Below are 19,277 nucleotides of genomic sequence, written 5' to 3'. Positions count from 1 at the left end.
AACGATCGTTTAATTTTCCATCCGTGGTCGGCGTCATCGCGAAGTTTTTGTCAGTGGCGCCCGATGCGTTGGCATTGCGTCCCCTTCATGCGTCCCCCTCGCCAGGAGAGTTTTCATGTCAGGTCCCGATTCCCTCACGGTCAGTCCGGCCTCCGTACCGGCCGCGGTACCCACCACCGCTGAACTCTCGCAGGCCGTGCGCGAACTCCTGCCCTATATGGTCGAGACGCTGTCCGGCTTCGTGGCGGCCAAAAGCCCGTCTGGCGAAGAGCAGCCCGCGGCGGACTTCATCGAAGGTGCGCTGGCCGAACTGGGCCTGGCTTCCGAGCGCATCGCGCTGCGCACCGAGGACATCCGCCACCTGCCGATGTATTCGCCCGCTTGCTGCCCGGATGGCGGCCGCTACAACCTGCTGGCGACGCACCGGCCCAGCCGCAGGGGTGGGCGCTCGGTGCTGTTCAACGGCCATCTTGACGTGGTGCCGACCGGTCCGGAATCGATGTGGAGCCAGTCGCCGTTCGCGCCGGTGGTGAAGGACGGCTGGCTCTACGGCCGCGGCGCCGGCGACATGAAGGGCGGCATCGTGTGCGCGCTGGCCGCGTTCAAGGCGCTTGCCAGGCTGGGCCTGCAGCCGGCCGGCGCGGTCGGCTTCAATGCCGTGCTGGAAGAAGAGAACACCGGCAACGGCGCGCTGGCCACGGTGGCGGCGCTGCGCAGCGCGGTCGGTGCCGGCAAGCTGGCGTCCTTCGACACCGTGATCATTCCCGAGCCGCTGGGCGAAAGCCTGATGAGCGCGCAGGTCGGCGTGTTCTGGATGTTCATCGAGCTGACCGGCAAGCCGGCGCACGCGGCCTATATGACCAGTGGCGTGAACCCGGTCGAGGCCGGCATCGCGGTGATGGAAGACCTGCGCCAGCTGGAGGCGGAGTGGAACCGCCCGGAACACCGGCCGGCCGCATATCGCGACCACGCCCACCCGATCAACTTCAATCTCGGCCAGATCCAGGGCGGCGAGTGGAACTCTTCGGTGCCGTGCACCTGCACCCTGGGCGTGCGCATCGGCTTCTTCCCGAATATGAATATCGACGAGGCCAAGGCCACGGTGGCAGCGCGCATCCGCGCCACGGTGGAACGCCTGGCCAGCAATCTCGAGCTGCGCATCCGCTATGAAGGCTTCCACGCCCCCGGCTGCGAATTCGATCTTGACGTGCCCAGCATGCAGGCGCTGGGCGAAGCGCACCGCAAGGTCAACGGCACGCCGATCCGCCGCGAGGCGACCACGGCGACCACCGATGCCCGGCATTTCCGCATCGGCCTGGAAACGCCGGTGACCTGCTACGGGCCCGAGGCCCGCAATATCCACGGCATCGACGAATCGGTGTCGCTGGAAAGCATGGTGCGAGTGACCACGACGCTGGCCCAGTTCCTGGTGGACTGGTGCGGCGTGGAACCGGCCGGCGACGCGGCCTGAAGAAGCCGCGCGCAAGCACAACCGGCGCTGCCATCCCGAAGCCATCACCAAAAACGAGCCAAACTGAGGAACTGCCCGATGAACCGATTCACGATGCGACTGACCAAGAGCGTGCTGTCGATGGCCTTTGCCGCCGCCGGCCTCTCGCTGCTGCCGCTGGCATTGCCTGCGGGCCATGCCATCGCCCAGACCAAGGGCGGCACGCTGTCCGGTATCGTCCAGCCCGAGCCGCCGATCCTGGTGAGCGCGATGAACTCGCAGGCGCCGACCCAGTACGTCGCCGGCAAGATCTACCAGGGCCTGCTGACCTACAGCCCCGACCTGAAGCCGCAGCCGGAACTGGCGAAGTCGTGGACCATCTCGCCGGACGGCCTGACCTACACCTTCGAGCTGCAGAAGGGCGTGAAGTGGCATGACGGCAAGCCCTTCACCTCGGCCGACGTGGTGTTCTCGATCGACAAGATGCTGCGCGACGTGCACGTGCGCACGCGCGCGGTCATCAACAAGTACATGGCCTCGATCCGCGCGGTGAACGACAGCACCGTCGAGATCAAGCTCAAGGAGCCGTTCCCGCCGTTTATCTCGATGTTCGAGACCGGCACCATGCCGATGATGCCGAAGCACATCTACGACGGCACCGACTACCGCAACAACCCGGCCAACCAGAAGCCGGTCGGCACCGGCCCCTTCATGTTCAAGGAGTGGAAGAAGGGCGCCTATATCAAGCTGGCGAAGAACCCCAACTACTGGAAGGCGGGCAAGCCTTACCTGGATGAGCTGGTGTTCTACGTGATCCCGGATTCCGCCTCGCGCGCCGTGGCCTTCGAGAAGGGCGACGTGCAGGTGCTGCGCGGCGGCGATATCGACAACGTCGACGTCAAGCGCCTGCGCGCACTGCCCAACGTGGAGTACACCACCAAGGGCTGGGAAATGTTCTCGCCGATGGCCAGCATGCTGCTCAACGAGCGCAAGCCGCCGTTCGACAACGTGAAGGTGCGCCAGGCAGTGATGCACGTGCTCAACCGCAAGATGATCGTCAACAACATCTTCTTCGGCATGGGCAAGCCGGCGGTCAGCCCGTTCTCGTCGACCACGCTGTTCTTCGACAAGAACATGCCCGAGTACGACTTCAACCTGAAGAAGGCGCGCGAGCTGGTCAAGGCGTCGGGCGTGGACGTGGGCAAGTACCCGGTCAAGATCCTGTCGACCTCGTATGGCGCCAACTGGGACCGCCTGGACGAGTACGTCAAGCAGATGCTCGAGCAGCTCGGCTTCAAGGTCAGCATCGAGTCGGCCGATGCCGGCACCTGGTCGGCGCGCGTCAGCAACTGGGAGTTTGACCTGACCACCACCTACACCTACCAGTATGGCGACCCCGCGCTCGGTGTGGAGCGGCTCTACGTGACGCGCAATATCGTCAAGGGCACGCCGTTCGCCAACGTGCAGGGCTACAGCAATCCGAAGGCGGATGAGCTGTGGGCCAGGGCCGGTTCGACCATGGACACCGCGGAGCGCCAGAAGCTGTACAGCGAGCTGCAGAAGATCCTGGTGACCGACGTGGCCAACGCCAACCTGTTCGAGCTGGAGTTCCCCACGCTGTACCGCAAGCACGTCAAGAACCTCGTGACCACCGCCATCGGCCTGAACGAGTCCTTCGACAACGTCTCGATCGAGAAGAACTGAGCGAGACCGGAGCCACTGCCCGCGCCTGAGCCGGCGCGGGCAGCCAGACCTGAAGCCTGAAATCCGCTGCCATCGCCGCGCCCCGCATTGGGAACGGCGAGGGCCAGCTGCATCCCAGTGCCGCGGTGGCCAGCCCGGCCGCCAGCGTGGAGCAAGCCGTGAACCTTCTATCCTTTCTTGGCGCCCGTCTCGGAAAGGCCGTCGTGGTCGTCCTTGGCGTGGTCGTCATCAACTTCTTCCTGATCCGGATGGCGCCGGGCGACCCGGCCACCGTGATGGCGGGCGAAGCCGGTGCCGGCGACGCCGCCTTCGTCAACCAGCTGCGCGAGCAGTTCGGGCTGGACAAGCCGGTGCTGACCCAGCTCGGCATCTATCTGAAGGGCGTGGCGCAGCTCGACCTGGGCTACTCCTACCGCAACCACCTGCCGGTGCTGGACCTGATCCTCGACCGGCTGCCCGCGACCTTCCTGCTGATGAGCGGGGCGTTTCTCTTTTCCATCGTGCTGGGCGTGCTGCTCGGCGTGATCGCGGCGCGCACCCGCTACGAAAACCGCCGCCGCTGGATCGACAGCGCGGTGATGTCGGGCGCGCTGCTGCTGTATGCGACGCCGCTGTTCTGGCTGTCGCTGATGGCCATCATCCTGTTCTCGGTGGTGCTGGGCTGGCTGCCGGCCTTCGGCATGGAGACCATCGGCGCCGGCTACACCGGCCTGGCCCGCGTCAAGGACGTGGCGCTGCACATGATCCTGCCGACGGTGTCGCTGGGCTGCTTTTTCATGGCCGTGTACGTGCGCCTGACGCGCGCTTCCATGCTGGAGGTGATGGGCATGGACTATGTGAAGACCGCGCGCGCCAAGGGCGTCCCGGCCGGCCGCGTGATCCGCGTGCATGTGCTGCGCAACGCGCTGCTGCCGGTGATCACGTTTGCAGGCATCCAGCTGGGCCAGATGGCCGGCGGCGCGGTGCTGACCGAAACCGTGTTCTCGTGGCCGGGCATCGGCCGGCTGATGTTCGATGCGCTGCTGCAGCGCGATTACCAGCTGCTGCTCGGCATCTTCTTCGTGACCTCGGCGCTGGTGGTGTTCTTCAACCTGGTGACCGACGTGATCTACCGCTTTATCGACCCGCGCATCGCCGCGGGCGGCAAGGGAGCCACCGCATGAAAGCCTTCCTGCAACGTTATTGCCGCAACTATGGCGCGGTGATCGGCCTGCTGGTGCTGCTGTCAGTGCTGGCGCTGGCGCTGCTCGCGCCCGTGTTCTACGAAGAGTCGCCGTGGCTGATGGTGGCCGAGCCGCTGGTGCAGCCGTTCACCGACCCGGCGCTGCCGTTCGGCACCGACATGCTGGGCCGCGACATCACCGCCGGCATGCTGTACGGCGCGCGGGTCTCGCTGCTGGTCGGCGTGATCTCCACCGCGGTGGCGCTCGCCGTCGGCATCGCCGTGGGCGCGGTCGCGGGCTATTGCGGCGGCCGTGTCGACGATGCGCTGATGCGCATCACCGAGTTCTTCCAGACCATTCCGCAGCTGGCGATGGCTGTCGTGATCGTCGCCATCTTCAATCCGTCGATCTATTCCATCGTTGCCGCCATCTCGGTGGTGTCGTGGCCGCCGGTGGCGCGCCTGGTGCGCGGCGAGTTCCTGTCGCTCAAGCAGCGCGAGTTCGTGCAGGCCGCGGTGGTGATCGGGCAGAAGCCGGTGCGCATCATCGCCACGCAGATCCTGCCCAATGCCATGTCGCCGATCATCGTGTCGGCCTCGTTCATGGTTGCCACCGCGATCCTGACCGAATCGGCGCTGGCCTTCCTGGGCCTGGGCGACCGCAACATGATGAGCTGGGGCTTCATGATCGGCGCGGCCCGCACCATGATCCGCGAAGCGTGGTGGATGAGCGTGTGGCCCGGCGTGGCGATCCTGCTGACGGTGCTGTCGATCAACCTGATCGGCGAGGGCCTGAACGACGCCATGAACCCGCAGCTGCGCCGCCGCGGCGAGTGAGCGCCCGCCTGGACTAGCAAAGGACAAAGTGATGAAGACCAGCGACCAAGCGCCCCTGCTGTCGATCCGCGATCTTTCGATCGCGCTGCCCGCGGGCGGCGACCGGCCCTACGCGGTGCGCGATATCTCCTATGACCTGCATGCCGGCGAGATCCTCTGCATCGTCGGCGAATCGGGCTCCGGCAAGTCGATGAGCGCCAACGCCATCATGGGCCTGCTACCTGCTTACCTGAAGCCGGAGCAGGGCCGGATCCTGTTCAAGGGCCGCGACCTGCTGACTCAGGACGAAGCCACGCTGCTCGGCATGCGTGGCAAGGACATGGCCATGGTGTTCCAGGAGCCGCTGTCTGCGCTGAACCCCGTGATGACCGTGGGCGACCAGATCGGCGAGGTCATGCGCGTGCACAACGCCTACCCGGGCGAGGCGCGTGCGCGCCGCGTGCTCGAACTGCTGGAGTTCGTCGGCCTGCCCGATCCGGCCACGCTGATGCATGCCTATCCGTTCCGCCTGTCTGGCGGCCAGCGCCAGCGTGTGGTGATTGCGATGGCGCTGGCGCTCGAACCGGCGCTGCTGATCGCCGACGAGCCGACCACCGCGCTCGATGTCACCACGCAGGCGCAGATCCTGGACCTGATCCGCCGCATCCAGGCCGAGAAGGGCATGGGCGTGATGTTCGTCACCCATGACTTCGGCGTAGTGGCCGAGATCGCGGATCGCGTGGCGGTGATGGAGAAGGGCGTGCTGGTGGAGATGGGCAGCGCCGACCAGGTGTTGAACCGCCCGCAACATGCCTATACCAAGCGCCTGATCGGCGCGGTGCCGCATGGCCGTGCCGGAGAGCGCGGGCGCAACGAGAGCGAGACCGTGCTGGAAGTGCGGGACCTGCGCAAGACCTACGTGACCGGCGGTGGTCTCTTCACGAGGAAGCGCGTGGTGCATGCGGTGGATGGCGTCAGCTTCACGGTGCGCCGCGGCGAGACGCTGGGCATCGTCGGCGAGTCGGGCTCGGGCAAGTCGACCATCGGCAAATGCCTGCTGCGCCTGACGGATATCGATGGCGGCGCGCTGATGTTCGATGGCCAGGACATCGCCCGGCTGTCCGAGCGCCAGTTCCGCCCGCTGCGCCGCGACGTGCAGATGATCTTCCAGGATCCGTTTGCCTCGCTCAATCCCCGCCACACGGTGGGTCGCATCATCACCGATGGCCCGGTCGCCAATGGCGTGCCGCTGGCGGCCGCACAGGCGCGCGCCCGTGAACTGCTGCAGCTGGTGGGGCTGGAGGCGTCCGCGTTCGACCGCTATCCCAACCAGTTCTCCGGCGGCCAGCGCCAGCGCATCGGCATCGCGCGGGCACTGGCGCTGGAACCCAAGCTGCTGGTGGCCGACGAATCGGTCTCCGCGCTCGATGTCTCGGTGCAGGCGCAGGTGCTGGAGCTGCTGGCCGACCTGCAGAAGCGCCTGAACATCGGCCTGATCTTCATTACCCATGACCTGCGCGTGGCCGCGCAGATCTGCCACCACGTGATCGTGATGCACAAGGGCCGCGTGGTCGAGTCCGGCCCGCCGGGGCAGATCTTCGACGCCCCGCAGCACGCCTATACCCAGCGCCTGATCGGCGCGATTCCCGGCAAGGCATGGGACCCGACACTAATCCGCGCCGCCGCCTGAGCGGCGCGGGTACCACCCACGTCGCAACTACAAAGATAACTGGAGAGAAGTATGAAGAACGCCGAACTGGTTCGCCGCAAGGACGCCGCCACCCCGCGCGGCGTGGGCGTGATGTGCAATTTCTACGCCGAGCGCGCGCTGAATTCGGAGATCTGGGATGTCGAGGGCAAGCGCTATATCGACTTCGCGGCAGGTATCGCCGTGCTCAACACGGGCCACCGCCATCCGCGCCTGGTCGAGGCCGTCGAGAAGCAGCTGGGGCGCTTCACCCACACCGCTTACCAGATCGTGCCATACGCCAGCTATATCGAACTGGCCGAGAAGATCAATCGCCGTGCGCCGGGCCGCTCGGCCAAGAAGACCGCCTTCTTCACCACCGGCGCCGAGGCGGTGGAGAACGCCATCAAGATCGCCCGCGCCGCCACCGGCCGGCCCGGCGTGATCGCGTTCTCCGGCGGCTTCCACGGCCGCACCATGATGGGCATGGCGCTGACCGGCAAGGTCGCGCCGTACAAGATCGGCTTCGGGCCGTTCCCGGGCGAGGTCTACCACGCGCCGTATCCGTGCGCGCTGCACGGCGTCAGCACCGGCGACTCGCTCAAGGCGCTGCAGCACCTGTTCAAGGCGGACATCGATCCCAAGCGCGTGGCGGCCATCATCTTCGAACCCGTGCAGGGCGAGGGCGGCTTCAACGTCGCGCCGACTGATTTCGTGCGAGCGCTGCGCGCGGTCTGCGACGAGCACGGCATCCTGCTCGTCGCCGATGAAGTGCAGACCGGCTTCGGCCGCACCGGCAAGCTGTTCGCGATGGAGCACTACGACGTGGCGCCGGACCTGACTACCATGGCCAAGAGCCTGGCCGGCGGCATGCCGCTGTCGGCAGTGTGCGGCCGCGCCGAGGTGATGGACGCGCCGGCGCCCGGCGGGCTGGGCGGCACGTATGCCGGGAACCCGCTGGCGGTGGCGTCGGCGCTGGCGGTGCTTGACGTGCTCGAAAGCGAAAAGCTGATCGAACGCGGCGCCGAGCTGGGCCAGCGTTTGATGACGCGCCTGGAAAGCCTGCGTCCGCGCGTGCCGCAGATCGCCGAAGTGCGCGGCGTCGGCGCAATGGTGGCGGTGGAATTCCGCCAGGCCGACGGCAGCCCCGATCCCGACTTTACGCGCACGGTGCAGAACCGCGCGCTGGAAAAGGGCCTGCTGCTGCTGTCGTGCGGCGTGTACGGCAACGTGATCCGCTTCCTGTTCCCGCTGACGATCCAGGACGCAGTGATGAACGAGGGCCTGGACATCCTGGCCGAGGCACTGACGCGCTGACCTGTCCCCTTCCATTGATTCCACAGAGATTACCCATGCAACTCAAGGACACCGGCCTGCTGCGCGCGCAGGCCTATATCGCCGGCAACTGGCAGGACGCCGACAGCGGCGCGACCTTCACCGTCACGGATCCCGCCAGCGGCGCCCTGATCGGCACCGTGCCCGGCATGGGCGCGGCCGAAACCCGCCGCGCCATCGACGCCGCGCAGGCGGCACAGGCCGGCTGGCGCCGCAAGACCGCGCGCGAGCGTGCCGCGGTGCTGCGCGCCTGGTACGAACTGATGCTGGCCAATGCCGACGACCTCGCGCTGCTGATGACCACCGAGCAAGGCAAGCCGCTGGCGGAAGCGAAGGGCGAAGTCATCTATGCCGCTTCCTTCCTCGAATGGTTCGCAGAGGAAGCCAAGCGCGTCAGCGGCGACGTGCTGGCCACGCCCGCCAACGACAAGCGGCTGGTCGTGGTCAAGGAGCCGGTTGGCGTGTGCGCGGCGATCACGCCGTGGAATTTCCCGCTCGCGATGATTACGCGCAAGGCCGGCCCGGCGCTGGCCGCGGGCTGCGCCATGGTGCTGAAGCCGGCTGAAGACACGCCGTTGTCGGCGCTGGCGCTGGCCGTGCTGGCCGAGCGCGCGGGGCTGCCGGCGGGCCTGTTCAGCGTAATCACGGGCGACGCCATCGCAATCGGCGCCGAGCTCACTGCCAACCCCGTGGTGCGCAAGCTCAGCTTTACCGGCTCGACCGAGGTGGGCCGCATCCTGATGCGACAGTCCGCCGACACCATCAAGAAGCTCTCGCTGGAACTCGGCGGCAACGCACCGTTCATCGTGTTCGACGATGCCGATCTGGACGCGGCGGTGGAGGGTGCCATTGCGTCCAAGTACCGCAACGCCGGCCAGACCTGCGTCTGCGCCAACCGGCTCTATGTGCACGACAAGGTCTATGACGCGTTCGCTGAGAAGTTGGTGGCGGCGGTGGCAAAGCTGAAGGTCGGTCACGGGGTTGAGCCGGGCGTGCTACAAGGCCCGCTGATCAACGAGGACGCAGTGGCCAAGGTTGAGTCGCATATCGCCGACGCGCTCGGCAAGGGCGCGCGCCTGCTGACCGGCGGCAAGCGCCATGCGCTGGGCGGCACATTCTTCGAACCGACGGTGCTGGCCGACGTGACCCCCGCCATGCGCGTGGCCCGGGAAGAAACTTTTGGCCCGCTGGCGCCGCTGTTCCGCTTCTCCACCGACGAGGAAGCGATCGCGATGGCCAACGATACCGAATTCGGCCTGGCCTCCTATTTCTTCAGCCGCGATATCGGCCGCGTCTGGCGCGTGGCCGAGGCGCTGGAGTACGGCATGGTCGGCATCAACACCGGCCTGATCTCCAACGAGGTGGCGCCGTTCGGCGGCGTCAAGCAGTCGGGCCTGGGCCGCGAGGGCTCGAAGTACGGCCTCGACGAATACCTGGAGACTAAGTACCTGTGCATGGGCGGGGTGGACCGGTGAGCGCGCCGCAAGACCGGCCCAAGGCCGTCGGCACCGTGCAGGTCGACAATGAACGCGTGATCGTGACGGAGTGGCGCTTCGCGCCCGGCGCCGAGACCGGGCAGCATCGCCATGGCTACGACTACGTGGTGGTGCCGATGACCACCGGGGCGCTGCGCCTGCAGACGCCGGCTGGCGAGGCCACCCGCCAGCTCGTTGCCGGCCAGGCCTATTACCGCCCAGCCGGGGTCGAGCACAACGTCATCAATGCCCACGAAGGCGAATGCGTGTTCGTGGAAATCGAGATCAAGCCGGCGGCCGGCGCCGCGGGCGGAGGAGGTTGCCAATGAGCCAAGCCAACCACAACCTGCGCGAGCGCAATGGCGGGCAGATCCTTGTCGAGCAGTTGCGCATCCAGGGCGTGCGGCGCGTGTTCCTGGTGCCGGGCGAAAGCTACCTGCCGTGCATCGATGCGCTGTACGACCATCAGGACGCGATCACGCCGATCGTCTGCCGCCAGGAAAGCGGTGCCGGTTACATGGCCGAAGCCCACGGCAAGCTGACGGGAGAGCCCGGCGTCTGCTTCGTCACGCGCGGCCCCGGCGCCACCAACGCCAGCATCGCCGTGCATACCGCGTTCCAGGACTCCACGCCGATGATCCTGTTCGTGGGGCAGGTGGGCAACGATTTCTACGAGCGCGAAGCCTTCCAGGAAATCGACTACCGCCGCATGTTCGGCCAGATGTCCAAGTGGGTCGCGCAGATCGACCGCACCGACCGCATTCCCGAGTTCATCGCACGTGCCTTCGCGGTAGCGACCAGCGGCCGGCCCGGACCGGTGGTGCTGGCGCTGCCCGAGGACACGCTGTGGGGCAAGGCCACCGTGGCCGACATGCCGCGCTACGTGCGCAGCCACGCCGCCCCGGCGCCGCACGCGCTGGCGTCGCTGGCCGCGATGCTGGAACAGGCCGAGCGCCCCTTCCTGATGATCGGCGGCTCCGGCTGGACCCCCGAGGCGATGCGGCAGATGGAAGGCTTTGCCGAACGCTTCGGCCTGCCGGTGGGGCTGGCGTGGCGCCGGCTGGAGTGCTTCGACAACCACCATCCCAACTATGCCGGCCATGTCGGCTGGGGCATGGGCGAGGCACTGCGCGCGCGCATCCGCGGGTCGGACCTGCTGATCGCCGTCGGCACCCGCATGGGCGAGGCCACCACCGAGGGCTATACCGTGGTGGAAAGCCCGCTGCCGCGCCAGCGTCTGGTGCATGTGTATCCCGATCCGGAGGAACTGGGCCGCGTGTTCCGCGCGGAGGTGCCCATCATCGCTGACGTCGTCTCTTTCGCGGCCGCGGTGGACAGCCTGCGCCCGGCGCGGGAGCACAACCGCGCGGCATTGGTGGAGCGCGCGCGGCGCGACTACCTCGACAGCCAGAAGGCGCTGCCCGCGCCAGGGCCGCTGAACCTGAACCAGGCTGCGTGCCTTGTGCGCGAACGTCTGCCCGAGGATGCCTGCATCACCGTGGGCGCCGGCAACTACGCGGTCTTTCCGCACACCTATTACCGCTACAAGGGCGTCGGCACCAGCCTTGCGCCCACGGTGGGCTCGATGGGCTACGGCCTGCCGGCGGCCATCTCGGCCAAGCTGGAGCATCCGGAACGCACCGTGGTCTGCTATGCGGGCGACGGCTGCTTCCAGATGAACCTGCAGGAGCTGGGCGTGGCCATGCAGTACCGCCTCGGCATCGTGGTGCTGGTGTTCAACAACGGCATCTGGGGCACGATCCGCGCCCACCAGGAACGCGAATTCCCCGGCCGGACCATCGCGCTGGGCTTCGAGAACCCGGAGTTCGCCGAACTGGCGCGCGCCTACCGCGGCTACGGTGAGGTGGTGTCGAGCGACGCCGAATTCGGCCCCGCGCTGGATCGCGCGCTCGACTTTGCCAGTACGCACAGCATGCCGGCGCTGCTGGAGCTGCGCTACGACCCCGACGGCATCGCCCCCGGCATGACCCTGTCCGGCATCCGCGCGGCGGCGCTGGCGCGCCAGGCGGCAGGCTGAGCCGGCGCTTCCTTTTACAACCACTCAACACCATGCGTGCCTTCTTCTCGGATGATCAGTTGCTGCACGAGCCCCGCCAGTTCATGCGCGCGGGGCGGTTGTGCGCGCCGACCGACGTGCCGGCCCGCGCGGCGGCACTGCAGCGCGCGCTCGCCGCGCGCGGCATCGAACTGGCGGCGCCACCCGATTGCGGGCGCGCGCCGCTGGAAGCGGTGCACAGTCCGGCCTATCTCGACTTCCTCGCCAGCGCCTGGGCGCGCTGGCAGGAACTGGCGCGACCCGGCTTCGAGCCCGGCATCGAAGTCCTGCCCAATCTATCGCCGTATCACAACGGCAAGGTCGGCGAGCCGCGCCGTCCCGTGTGTCCCAACGATTCGGTGATCGCCCAGGCCGGCTACTACCTGGGTGACCTCAGCTGCCCGCTCGGGCCGGACAGCTGGCGCGCGATCCTGCGCGGCGCGCACAGCGCGGTCGCGGCGGCCCGCCATGTGTGCGAGCGGCAGGACGGCGCCGGCATGGCCTATGCGCTGTGCCGCCCCTCCGGCCACCACGCCCACAGCGACCGCGCGGCCGGCTTCTGCTATGTCAACAACTCGGCCATCGCGGCGCAGACGCTGCTGGCCCGGTTCGGCAAGGTGGCGGTGCTCGACGTCGATGCGCATCACGGTGACGGCACCCAGCAGATCTTCTATCACCGCTCAGATGTGATGACGATCTCGCTGCATGCCGATCCGGCCGATTACTACCCGTTCTACACCGGCTACGCGAACGAGCGCGGCTATGGCGCGGGCTATGGCTACAACCTCAACTTCCCGCTGGCGCACGGCAGCGGCGACGCCGAGTTCCTGTCGGCACTGGACGGCGCACTGGACGCACTGCGCGACTATCGCCCGCAGGCGGTGGTGCTGGCGCTGGGCTTCGATACCTACGAGAACGATCCCATCAGCGTCCTGAAGGTCAGCATGGATGGCTACCGCGGCATCGGCGAGCGCATCCATGCGCTGGGCCTGCCCACGGTGGTGGTGCAGGAGGGCGGCTACGAGGTCGAGGCGATCGGCCGCGGGCTGGACGCATTCCTGGCGGGTTTCGCACCTGCGACCGCATAAGGCTGAATGGCGCAATCACCAATACCAGGAGAACTGCAATGACTAGCAAGATCGCCATCAACGGCCAGCGCCTGTGGCAATCGCTGATGGACCTGGCGCAGATCGGCGCCACGCCGAAGGGCGGCAACGCGCGCCTGGCGCTGACAGTGCTCGACGGCCAGGGCCGCGACCTGGTGTGCGGCTGGATGCGCGACGCGGGGCTGACCGTGACGGTGGACCGCATCGGTAATATCTTCGGGCGCCGCGCCGGGCGCAACGATGCGCTGCCGCCGGTGATGACCGGCAGCCATATCGATACGCAGCCGACCGGCGGCAAGTTCGACGGCTGCTTCGGCGTGCTGGCCGGGCTGGAAGTCATGCGCACGCTCAATGACTATGGCGTGACCACCGAAGCGCCGCTCGAACTGGCCATCTGGACCAATGAGGAAGGCACGCGCTTCGTGCCGGTGATGATGGGCTCGGGCGTGTTCGCCGGGATTTTCCCGCTGCAGACCGCGCTGGACGCCACCGATACCGAAGGCAAGCGCGTGGCGGACGAACTGCAGGCGATCGGCTACGCCGGTCCTGACGAGGTGGGCGGGCGGCCGGTGGGGGCGTATTTCGAGGCGCATATCGAACAGGGCCCGGTGCTGGAAGCGGCGGACAACGTAATCGGCGTGGTCACGGGATCGCTGGGGCTGCGCTGGTACGACGTGACCGTAACCGGCATGGAAGCGCACGCCGGCCCCACGCCGATGCCGCTGCGCCGCGACGCGCTCTATGGCGCCACCCACGTGATGCAGGAAGTGGTTCGCATCGCGCATGACTTCGCGCCGCACGGCCGCGGTACGGTGGGCGTGGTCGATCTCCACCCCGGCTCGCGCAACGTGATCCCCGGCGCGGTCAAATTCACGGTCGACCTGCGCCATGAAGACGCCGGCAAGCTGGCCGAGATGGACGCCCGCTTCCGCGCCGCATGCGAGGCGCTGGCGCAGGGCCAGACCACTGGTGCCACGTTCGACGTGAAGGTCGAAGACGTGCAGTACTTCCCGCCGACGCCGTTCGCGCCGGAACTGGTCGACCATGTGCGCCGCGAGGCCGTGGCGCGCGGCTACAGCCAGCAGAACATCGTCACCGGTGCTGGTCATGATGCGGTGTACATGGCCAGCGTCACCCCGACCGCGATGATCTTCGTGCCCTGCAAGGACGGCATCAGCCACAACGAAGTGGAAGATGCCCGGCCCGAGCACCTGGAAGCCGGCGCCAACGTGCTGCTCGGGGCAATGGTCGCGCAGGCGGGCGCATGACCGCCGCGGCGCGGGGCAGCCCCGACTGGTGGCGTGGCGGGCTGCTGTTCCTGTGCGTGGTGACGCTGTTCGCTACCGTGGACGCAACCGCCAAGCACCTGGTCGGCCGCTATCCCGCGCCGTTTCTCAACGCCGTGCGCTACGGTGCCACGCTGGCGGTAGCAGTGGCCATGCTCGCTATGTCCGGCCAACTGCGCGGACAGATCCGCTTCTGGCGCACCCCGCACCGCGGCCTGCTGGTGCTGCGTGGGCTGATGCTCGCGGTGGTCGGCACCTGCTTCATGACCGCGCTGCTGTGGATGCCGCTGGCCGAAGCCACCGCCATCTATTTCATGGCGCCGCTGATGGTGGTGGGCCTGTCGCCGTGGATGCTGGGCGAGAAGGTCGGCCCGCGCCAGTGGCTGGCGGTAGGCGCAGGCTTCTGCGGGATGCTGCTGATCGTACGCCCCGGCGGCGCGGTGTCGTGGCTTGGCACCGTGCTGATGCTGGCCGCCACGCTGGCCTACGCCATGCTGCAACTGCTGACCCGGCGCATGGCGGGGCAGGTCGATGCGCGCGTGCAGTACGGTTTTGCCGCGCTGATCTGCATGGTCGCCACCGGCGTGCCGGCGCCGTTCTTCCCGCCGCCGGCGTGGCCTGACCTGGCCGACTGGCTTGCGATCCTGGCCATGGGGCTGATGAGCGCGGCGGCGCAGGTGCTGCTGATCCTGGCGCTGCAGCGCGCCCCGGCATCGCGGCTGGCGCCGCTGAACTATTTCCACCTGCTGCTGGCGCTGGTCTACAGCGCGCTGTGGTTCGGCCGTTGGCCCGACGCGCTGGCGCTGGCCGGCATCGCCCTGATCGTGGTCGCTGGCCTGACGCAGACGCTGCCGTCGCCCGCAGCCCTGTCAACCAAACGAGGAACCCCATGAGCGAAACACGCGACCAGTCTTACTGGCAGGCCCGGGCAGCCGCACTGCGCCCGCAAAGCCGTGCCTGCATCGGCGGCGCATGGACCGATGCCGCCGACGGTGCCACCTTCGACACCATCAACCCCGCCACCGGCGCGGTGCTGGCCAAGGTGGCGGCATGCGGCGCGGCCGACGTCGACCGTGCCGTCGCGGCGGCGCGCCAGGCCTTCGAACAAGGCGTCTGGTCCGGACTGTCACCGCGCGAGCGCAAGGCCGTGCTGCTGCGGCTGGCCGCGCTGATCGAAACCCACCACGAGGAACTGGCCCTGCTGGAAACGCTGGACATGGGCAAGCCCATCGGCGATACGCTGGCCTACGACATTCCGGAAGCGGCGCGCACCTTCGCGTGGTACGCCGAAGCCATCGACAAGATTTACGATGAGATCGCCCCCACCGGCGGCAACGTGCTCGCCACCATCACGCGCGAGCCGCTCGGCGTGGTGGCGGCCGTGGTGCCGTGGAACTATCCGTTGCTGATGGGGAGCTGGAAGGTCGCGCCTGCGCTGGCTGCGGGTAACAGCGTCATCCTCAAGCCTGCCGAACAGTCGCCACTTACCGCGCTGCGGCTCGCCGAGCTGGCCGCGGAAGCTGGCATTCCCCCCGGTGTCTTCAACGTCGTGCCCGGACTGGGCGCACAGGCCGGGCAGGCGCTCGGCCTGCATCCGGACGTGGATTGCATCGCCTTCACCGGCTCCACGGCCACCGGCAAGCGCTTCATGGAATATTCCGGCCAGTCCAACCTGAAGCGTGTCTGGCTCGAATGCGGCGGCAAGTCGCCGCACATTGTGTTTGACGACTGCCCCGACCTCGACCGTGCCACGCAGGCGGCCGCCATCGGCATCTTCAACAACCAGGGTGAAATCTGCATTGCCGGCTCGCGGCTCTATGTCCAGCGCGCCATCTATGAGCCGTTCATGGAGAAGCTGGAGGCGTATGCCCGAGCAATGCAGCCAGGCGATCCACTCGACCCGGCATCCTCCATGGGTGCCATCGTCGATGCGCGCCAACTCGACCGCGTGATGTCCTACGTGGACGGCGGCCAACGCGAAGGTGCGCGGCTGCGCCTGGGCGGCGAACGCGTCCGCACGGACACCGGCGGCTACTTCCTGCAGCCCACCATCTTCGAATGCCCGAGCCAGTCGCTCAGCATCGTGCGCGAAGAGATCTTCGGGCCGGTGCTGGCAGTGACTGTGTTCGATACCGAGGATGAAGTCGTGCGCATGGCCAACGATTCGCCTTATGGGCTGGGCTCAGGGCTGTGGACCGCCAACCTGTCGCGCGCGCACCGCGTGTCGCGGCGGTTGCGGGCTGGGCTGGTGTGGGTCAACTGCTATATGGATGGGGATATCACTGTGCCGTTCGGCGGGGTCAAGCAATCCGGGTCGGGGCGGGACAAGTCGCTGCATGCGCTGGACAAGTACACCGATTTGAAGACTACGTGGATCAATCTGGGGTAAGCCTAGCTCAGATTTGGTTTGTGCTTCGTCGTGCGCACATTTGGCAGACACTGTCTGGCAAATCTTGTGGACGAGTTGGGAGCGCAGCCTTGATGAGCATATCCCTGGCACGAAGCTGGCGTTGGCGGATGCCGAAGCGCCGCCAACGCATGGGCTGCTACGCGGCGACAGGATCCGCGTCCATCAACGCGGTGAGCTTCGCCTGCACCATGCCTAGGAGGCACAGCGCACTGAAGCACTCCTCTGAACGTACGCTCAACTGTTCCAAAAGCGCGAGCACGCCTTCAATGCCGGCTCGGATTTGATGCAGGGAAACACTGGTTTCGACTGGTTCGATCGTCATGGATGACACCTCACTAAGTGGTTGCGCCACCCAAGTCAGTGAGGGCGGCGGGTCAAAAGCGAGGGTGGAAATACCGGAAGAACGCGAAAAACCGGCCCAGCCTTGCGGCTGCCCCGCTCGACCCGCCATGGAACCAATCGGTCCGTGCGAGTACACAGACGTTGCCCATTGGTGCGGCAACGTCTGTTCGCGTCAATTGCTCGGGTTTCCACGCCCGGTCACCGGCAATCCGATGACGCAACCAGTATTTCGTGGATGCGCCACGAAGGCGATAAGAGATGTCGCATTCCCATTGGGAAAGCGAAGCTTGCAGGAACGCGGCTCGCTAGGAAATCGCTGAGTCCTGAAACCGGTGCAGGCGATGGAGAAGGGCAGAAAGGCGATACTTGGCGCAGCAGGCGTGCTGGGATCACGCCGGCCAGCACCTCAGAAATCGCTCAAGATAAGGCAGGGCCGCTTAGCCGAGCGCCAGCGTCACCGCAGCCTGCGCATGCAGCGCCGTGGTATCGAACACCGGCAGCGCCACATCATCCTGCCCGAGCAGCAGCGTGATTTCCGTGCAGCCGAGGATAACGCCTTCGGCGCCCTGCGCCGCGAGCGCGGCGACGATGCGTTGGTATTCGGCCCTCGCAGCATCACGCACGATGCCGTGGCATAACTCTTCATAGATGACATCGTGCACCCGTTCGCGGTCCGCCTGCTCCGGCACTACCACGTCGATGCCATGCAACTCGCGCATCCGCCCGCGGTAGAAATCCTGCTCCATGGTGAAGCGGGTTCCGAGCAACCCGACGCGCCGGATGCCGCCCTGACGCAATGCTTGCGCCGTGGGATCAACGATATGGATAAAGGGCACGCTGAGCACGGATTCGATCGCCGGCGCCACGCGATGCATGGTGTTGGTACACAACAGCACGAAGTCCGCGCCACCGGCCTCGACCTGCCGCGCGGCCTGCTGCATGAGCCGGCCAAGCTCGTCCCATTGCTCCGCGTGCTGCAGTGCCTTGATTTCCTCGAAGCAGACGGTGGCCATGAGGCTGCGGCCATTGTTGTGCCCGCCCAGCCGCGCCTTCATGTCCTGGTTGATGAGCCGGTAGTACTCGGCGGATGACTCCCAGCTCATGCCGCCGATCAGTCCGATGGTCTTCATGCTTGGATTCCTGTGGTCGTAGCGTCTACCCCATTGAGGAATCTAACGATGCAGGGGCATGGTTGCCATGGACAGTTCTCTCAGTTCCGACCTTGCCAGTACTGGTGGTGGGCTGATGGGTGACTTATGGTGCATTTATTGGAAATTATTGGATTCCAATAATTATCGCCATCGAATAATTCTGGCTAATTTGCATCACCTGAGGCGATGCTGTGTTCTCCAACCTTCGCCACGAAGTCGTCGCTTTCCGGCAGTCCCAATGAGAACCTGACCGGAAAATTCACGGCAATCCCGGCCTCGGTCGGAACCCGCCTTACCACCCCTCGCGCCCGTATGTGCGCATCCTCAAACAATTCCCCCGCCCCCAGCACCGGCGAGAACGGTATATCCAGCGGTCCGAAGAAAGCCTCCCAATCGTCAAGGTCGCGCGTCCGGAACACCGCCGCAAGCAGGTCATTGACCGCCAGCTTGTGCCCATAGCGCCCGGCCCGCGTGGCATATCGCGGATCGCGCAGCGCAGGAAATTCCTCCCCAAGCGCCTCGCCCAGGTTGACCCAGAACTTGTTCTCCAGAATCCCCATCGCCAGATGCCTGCCGTCGCGCGTCTCGAACAGGTCGTTCTCCGGCATCACAGTCGGCGATTCCTGCGGCGCCGCCTCATGGCCGCGCGCTGCCCAGGCGCCGTGGGCGGTCCATGACAGGATGGCGTCGTGGATCGATACGTCCAGATGCTGCCCGCGTCCGTGCTGCCGCGCGCTGATGATGGCCACGGCCAGCGACAGCGCGGCATAACCTGACGCGGCATAGTCCGACACGCGCACGCGCGGGCGCGAGACCTTGTCGTGCACCTGCACCGGCGTCGCCCAGTAGCCGGCCAGCGCCAGGTAGTTGAGGTCATGCCCCGCGTGGCTGGCGTACGGTCCGGTCTGGCCGAAGCCCGACACCGAGCACAGCACGATGGCCGGATTGACGGCGGCCAATGCCGCATAGTCGAGTCCCAGCCGCTTCATGACGCCGGGGCGGAAGCCTTCCACCACGGCGTCGGCATTGCGCGCCAGTTCGAGGAAGGCCTCGCGGCCGGCGTCGGTTTTCAGGTCCAGCGCGATGGACTTCTTGCCGCGATTGAACTGCGCATAAGCCGCAGGACCGAGCTGGCGGATGGAGTCGCCGCTGCCGGGCTGCTCCACCTTGATCACATCGGCCCCGAGTTGCCGCAGCAGGCTGCAGGCATGCGGGCCGGGCAGCAGCTGGCTGGCGTCGATGATGGTGACGTCCTTCAGGCAGGACCATTCTGGTTTCATTTGCAATCCCGGTTTGA

General features: G+C 66.8%; 16 protein-coding genes. 13 read left to right on the top strand and 3 right to left on the bottom strand.

The window, feature by feature from the left end; genetic code table 11:
- Nucleotides 1-115 precede the first annotated feature (115 nt).
- From E1J61_RS17060 to E1J61_RS17000, 13 genes are all read left to right on the top strand, one after another.
- Nucleotides 116-1,471 (top strand): ArgE/DapE family deacylase, encoded by a 1,356-nt coding sequence (locus E1J61_RS17060; RefSeq protein WP_133095221.1) that lies wholly within the window; start codon nt 116-118, stop codon nt 1,469-1,471.
- Between the two features lie 78 nt (nt 1,472-1,549).
- Nucleotides 1,550-3,154: an ABC transporter substrate-binding protein gene (locus E1J61_RS17055; RefSeq protein ID WP_371704301.1), complete on the top strand. Its 1,605-nt coding sequence runs from the start codon at nt 1,550-1,552 to the stop codon at nt 3,152-3,154.
- Between the two features lie 158 nt (nt 3,155-3,312).
- Nucleotides 3,313-4,317, top strand: coding sequence for an ABC transporter permease (locus E1J61_RS17050; RefSeq protein WP_133095220.1), 1,005 nt, complete (start codon nt 3,313-3,315; stop codon nt 4,315-4,317).
- On the top strand, nt 4,314-5,153 hold the full coding sequence (locus E1J61_RS17045; RefSeq protein WP_116345782.1) for an ABC transporter permease: 840 nt from the start codon (nt 4,314-4,316) through the stop codon (nt 5,151-5,153). Before E1J61_RS17050 ends, E1J61_RS17045 begins: the two co-directional genes overlap by 4 nt.
- Before the next feature lie 31 nt (nt 5,154-5,184).
- Nucleotides 5,185-6,822, top strand: coding sequence for an ABC transporter ATP-binding protein (locus E1J61_RS17040; RefSeq protein WP_133095219.1), 1,638 nt, complete (start codon nt 5,185-5,187; stop codon nt 6,820-6,822).
- Between the two features lie 51 nt (nt 6,823-6,873).
- Entirely contained in the window at nt 6,874-8,136 is a 1,263-nt protein-coding gene (gabT, locus tag E1J61_RS17035) for a 4-aminobutyrate--2-oxoglutarate transaminase (protein WP_133095218.1), read from the top strand.
- A gap of 35 nt (nt 8,137-8,171) precedes the next feature.
- Nucleotides 8,172-9,629 carry an NADP-dependent succinate-semialdehyde dehydrogenase gene (gene gabD / locus E1J61_RS17030; RefSeq protein ID WP_133095217.1) on the top strand — a complete coding sequence of 486 codons (1,458 nt, stop codon included), beginning with the start codon at nt 8,172-8,174 and terminating at the stop codon, nt 9,627-9,629.
- Complete coding sequence (locus E1J61_RS17025; RefSeq protein WP_133095216.1) at nt 9,626-9,958, top strand: cupin domain-containing protein; 333 nt, start codon at nt 9,626-9,628, stop codon at nt 9,956-9,958. The genes gabD and E1J61_RS17025 overlap by 4 nt, the downstream gene beginning before the upstream one ends.
- Entirely contained in the window at nt 9,955-11,667 is a 1,713-nt protein-coding gene (locus E1J61_RS17020) for a thiamine pyrophosphate-binding protein (RefSeq protein WP_133095215.1), read from the top strand. The genes E1J61_RS17025 and E1J61_RS17020 overlap by 4 nt, the downstream gene beginning before the upstream one ends.
- Nucleotides 11,668-11,699: 32 nt before the next feature.
- Nucleotides 11,700-12,773, top strand: coding sequence for a histone deacetylase family protein (locus E1J61_RS17015; protein WP_133095214.1), 1,074 nt, complete (start codon nt 11,700-11,702; stop codon nt 12,771-12,773).
- 38 nt (nt 12,774-12,811) lie between these two features.
- A complete protein-coding gene (locus tag E1J61_RS17010; RefSeq protein WP_133095213.1) occupies nt 12,812-14,059 on the top strand; it encodes a Zn-dependent hydrolase in 1,248 nt (415 codons plus the stop codon).
- The gene (locus tag E1J61_RS17005; protein WP_133095212.1) at nt 14,056-14,970 is read left to right on the top strand and encodes a DMT family transporter; all 915 of its coding nucleotides are present in this window, start codon (nt 14,056-14,058) and stop codon (nt 14,968-14,970) included. Before E1J61_RS17010 ends, E1J61_RS17005 begins: the two co-directional genes overlap by 4 nt.
- The gene (locus E1J61_RS17000) at nt 14,967-16,466 is read left to right on the top strand and encodes an aldehyde dehydrogenase (RefSeq protein WP_133095211.1); all 1,500 of its coding nucleotides are present in this window, start codon (nt 14,967-14,969) and stop codon (nt 16,464-16,466) included. Before E1J61_RS17005 ends, E1J61_RS17000 begins: the two co-directional genes overlap by 4 nt.
- A 157-nt stretch (nt 16,467-16,623) precedes the next feature.
- Here the strand turns inward: E1J61_RS17000 and E1J61_RS16995 are convergent, their stop codons facing one another.
- The 3 genes from E1J61_RS16995 to E1J61_RS16985 form a co-directional block, all read right to left on the bottom strand.
- On the bottom strand, nt 16,624-16,809 hold the full coding sequence (locus E1J61_RS16995) for a hypothetical protein (RefSeq protein ID WP_133095210.1): 186 nt from the start codon (nt 16,807-16,809) through the stop codon (nt 16,624-16,626).
- A gap of 457 nt (nt 16,810-17,266) precedes the next feature.
- Entirely contained in the window at nt 17,267-17,959 is a 693-nt protein-coding gene (locus E1J61_RS16990) for an aspartate/glutamate racemase family protein (RefSeq protein WP_133095209.1), read from the bottom strand.
- Nucleotides 17,960-18,144: 185 nt separating this feature from the next.
- Entirely contained in the window at nt 18,145-19,260 is a 1,116-nt protein-coding gene (locus E1J61_RS16985) for a CaiB/BaiF CoA-transferase family protein (protein WP_133095208.1), read from the bottom strand.
- Nucleotides 19,261-19,277 lie beyond the last annotated feature (17 nt).

The sequence above is a fragment of the Cupriavidus sp. L7L genome (genome assembly GCF_004353535.1).
In the GTDB taxonomy this organism is placed as follows: Bacteria; Pseudomonadota; Gammaproteobacteria; order Burkholderiales; family Burkholderiaceae; genus Cupriavidus; species Cupriavidus oxalaticus_A.
The sequence above is the reverse complement of the archived record's forward strand: the minus strand, read 5'-3'. Positions and strand labels throughout refer to the sequence as shown.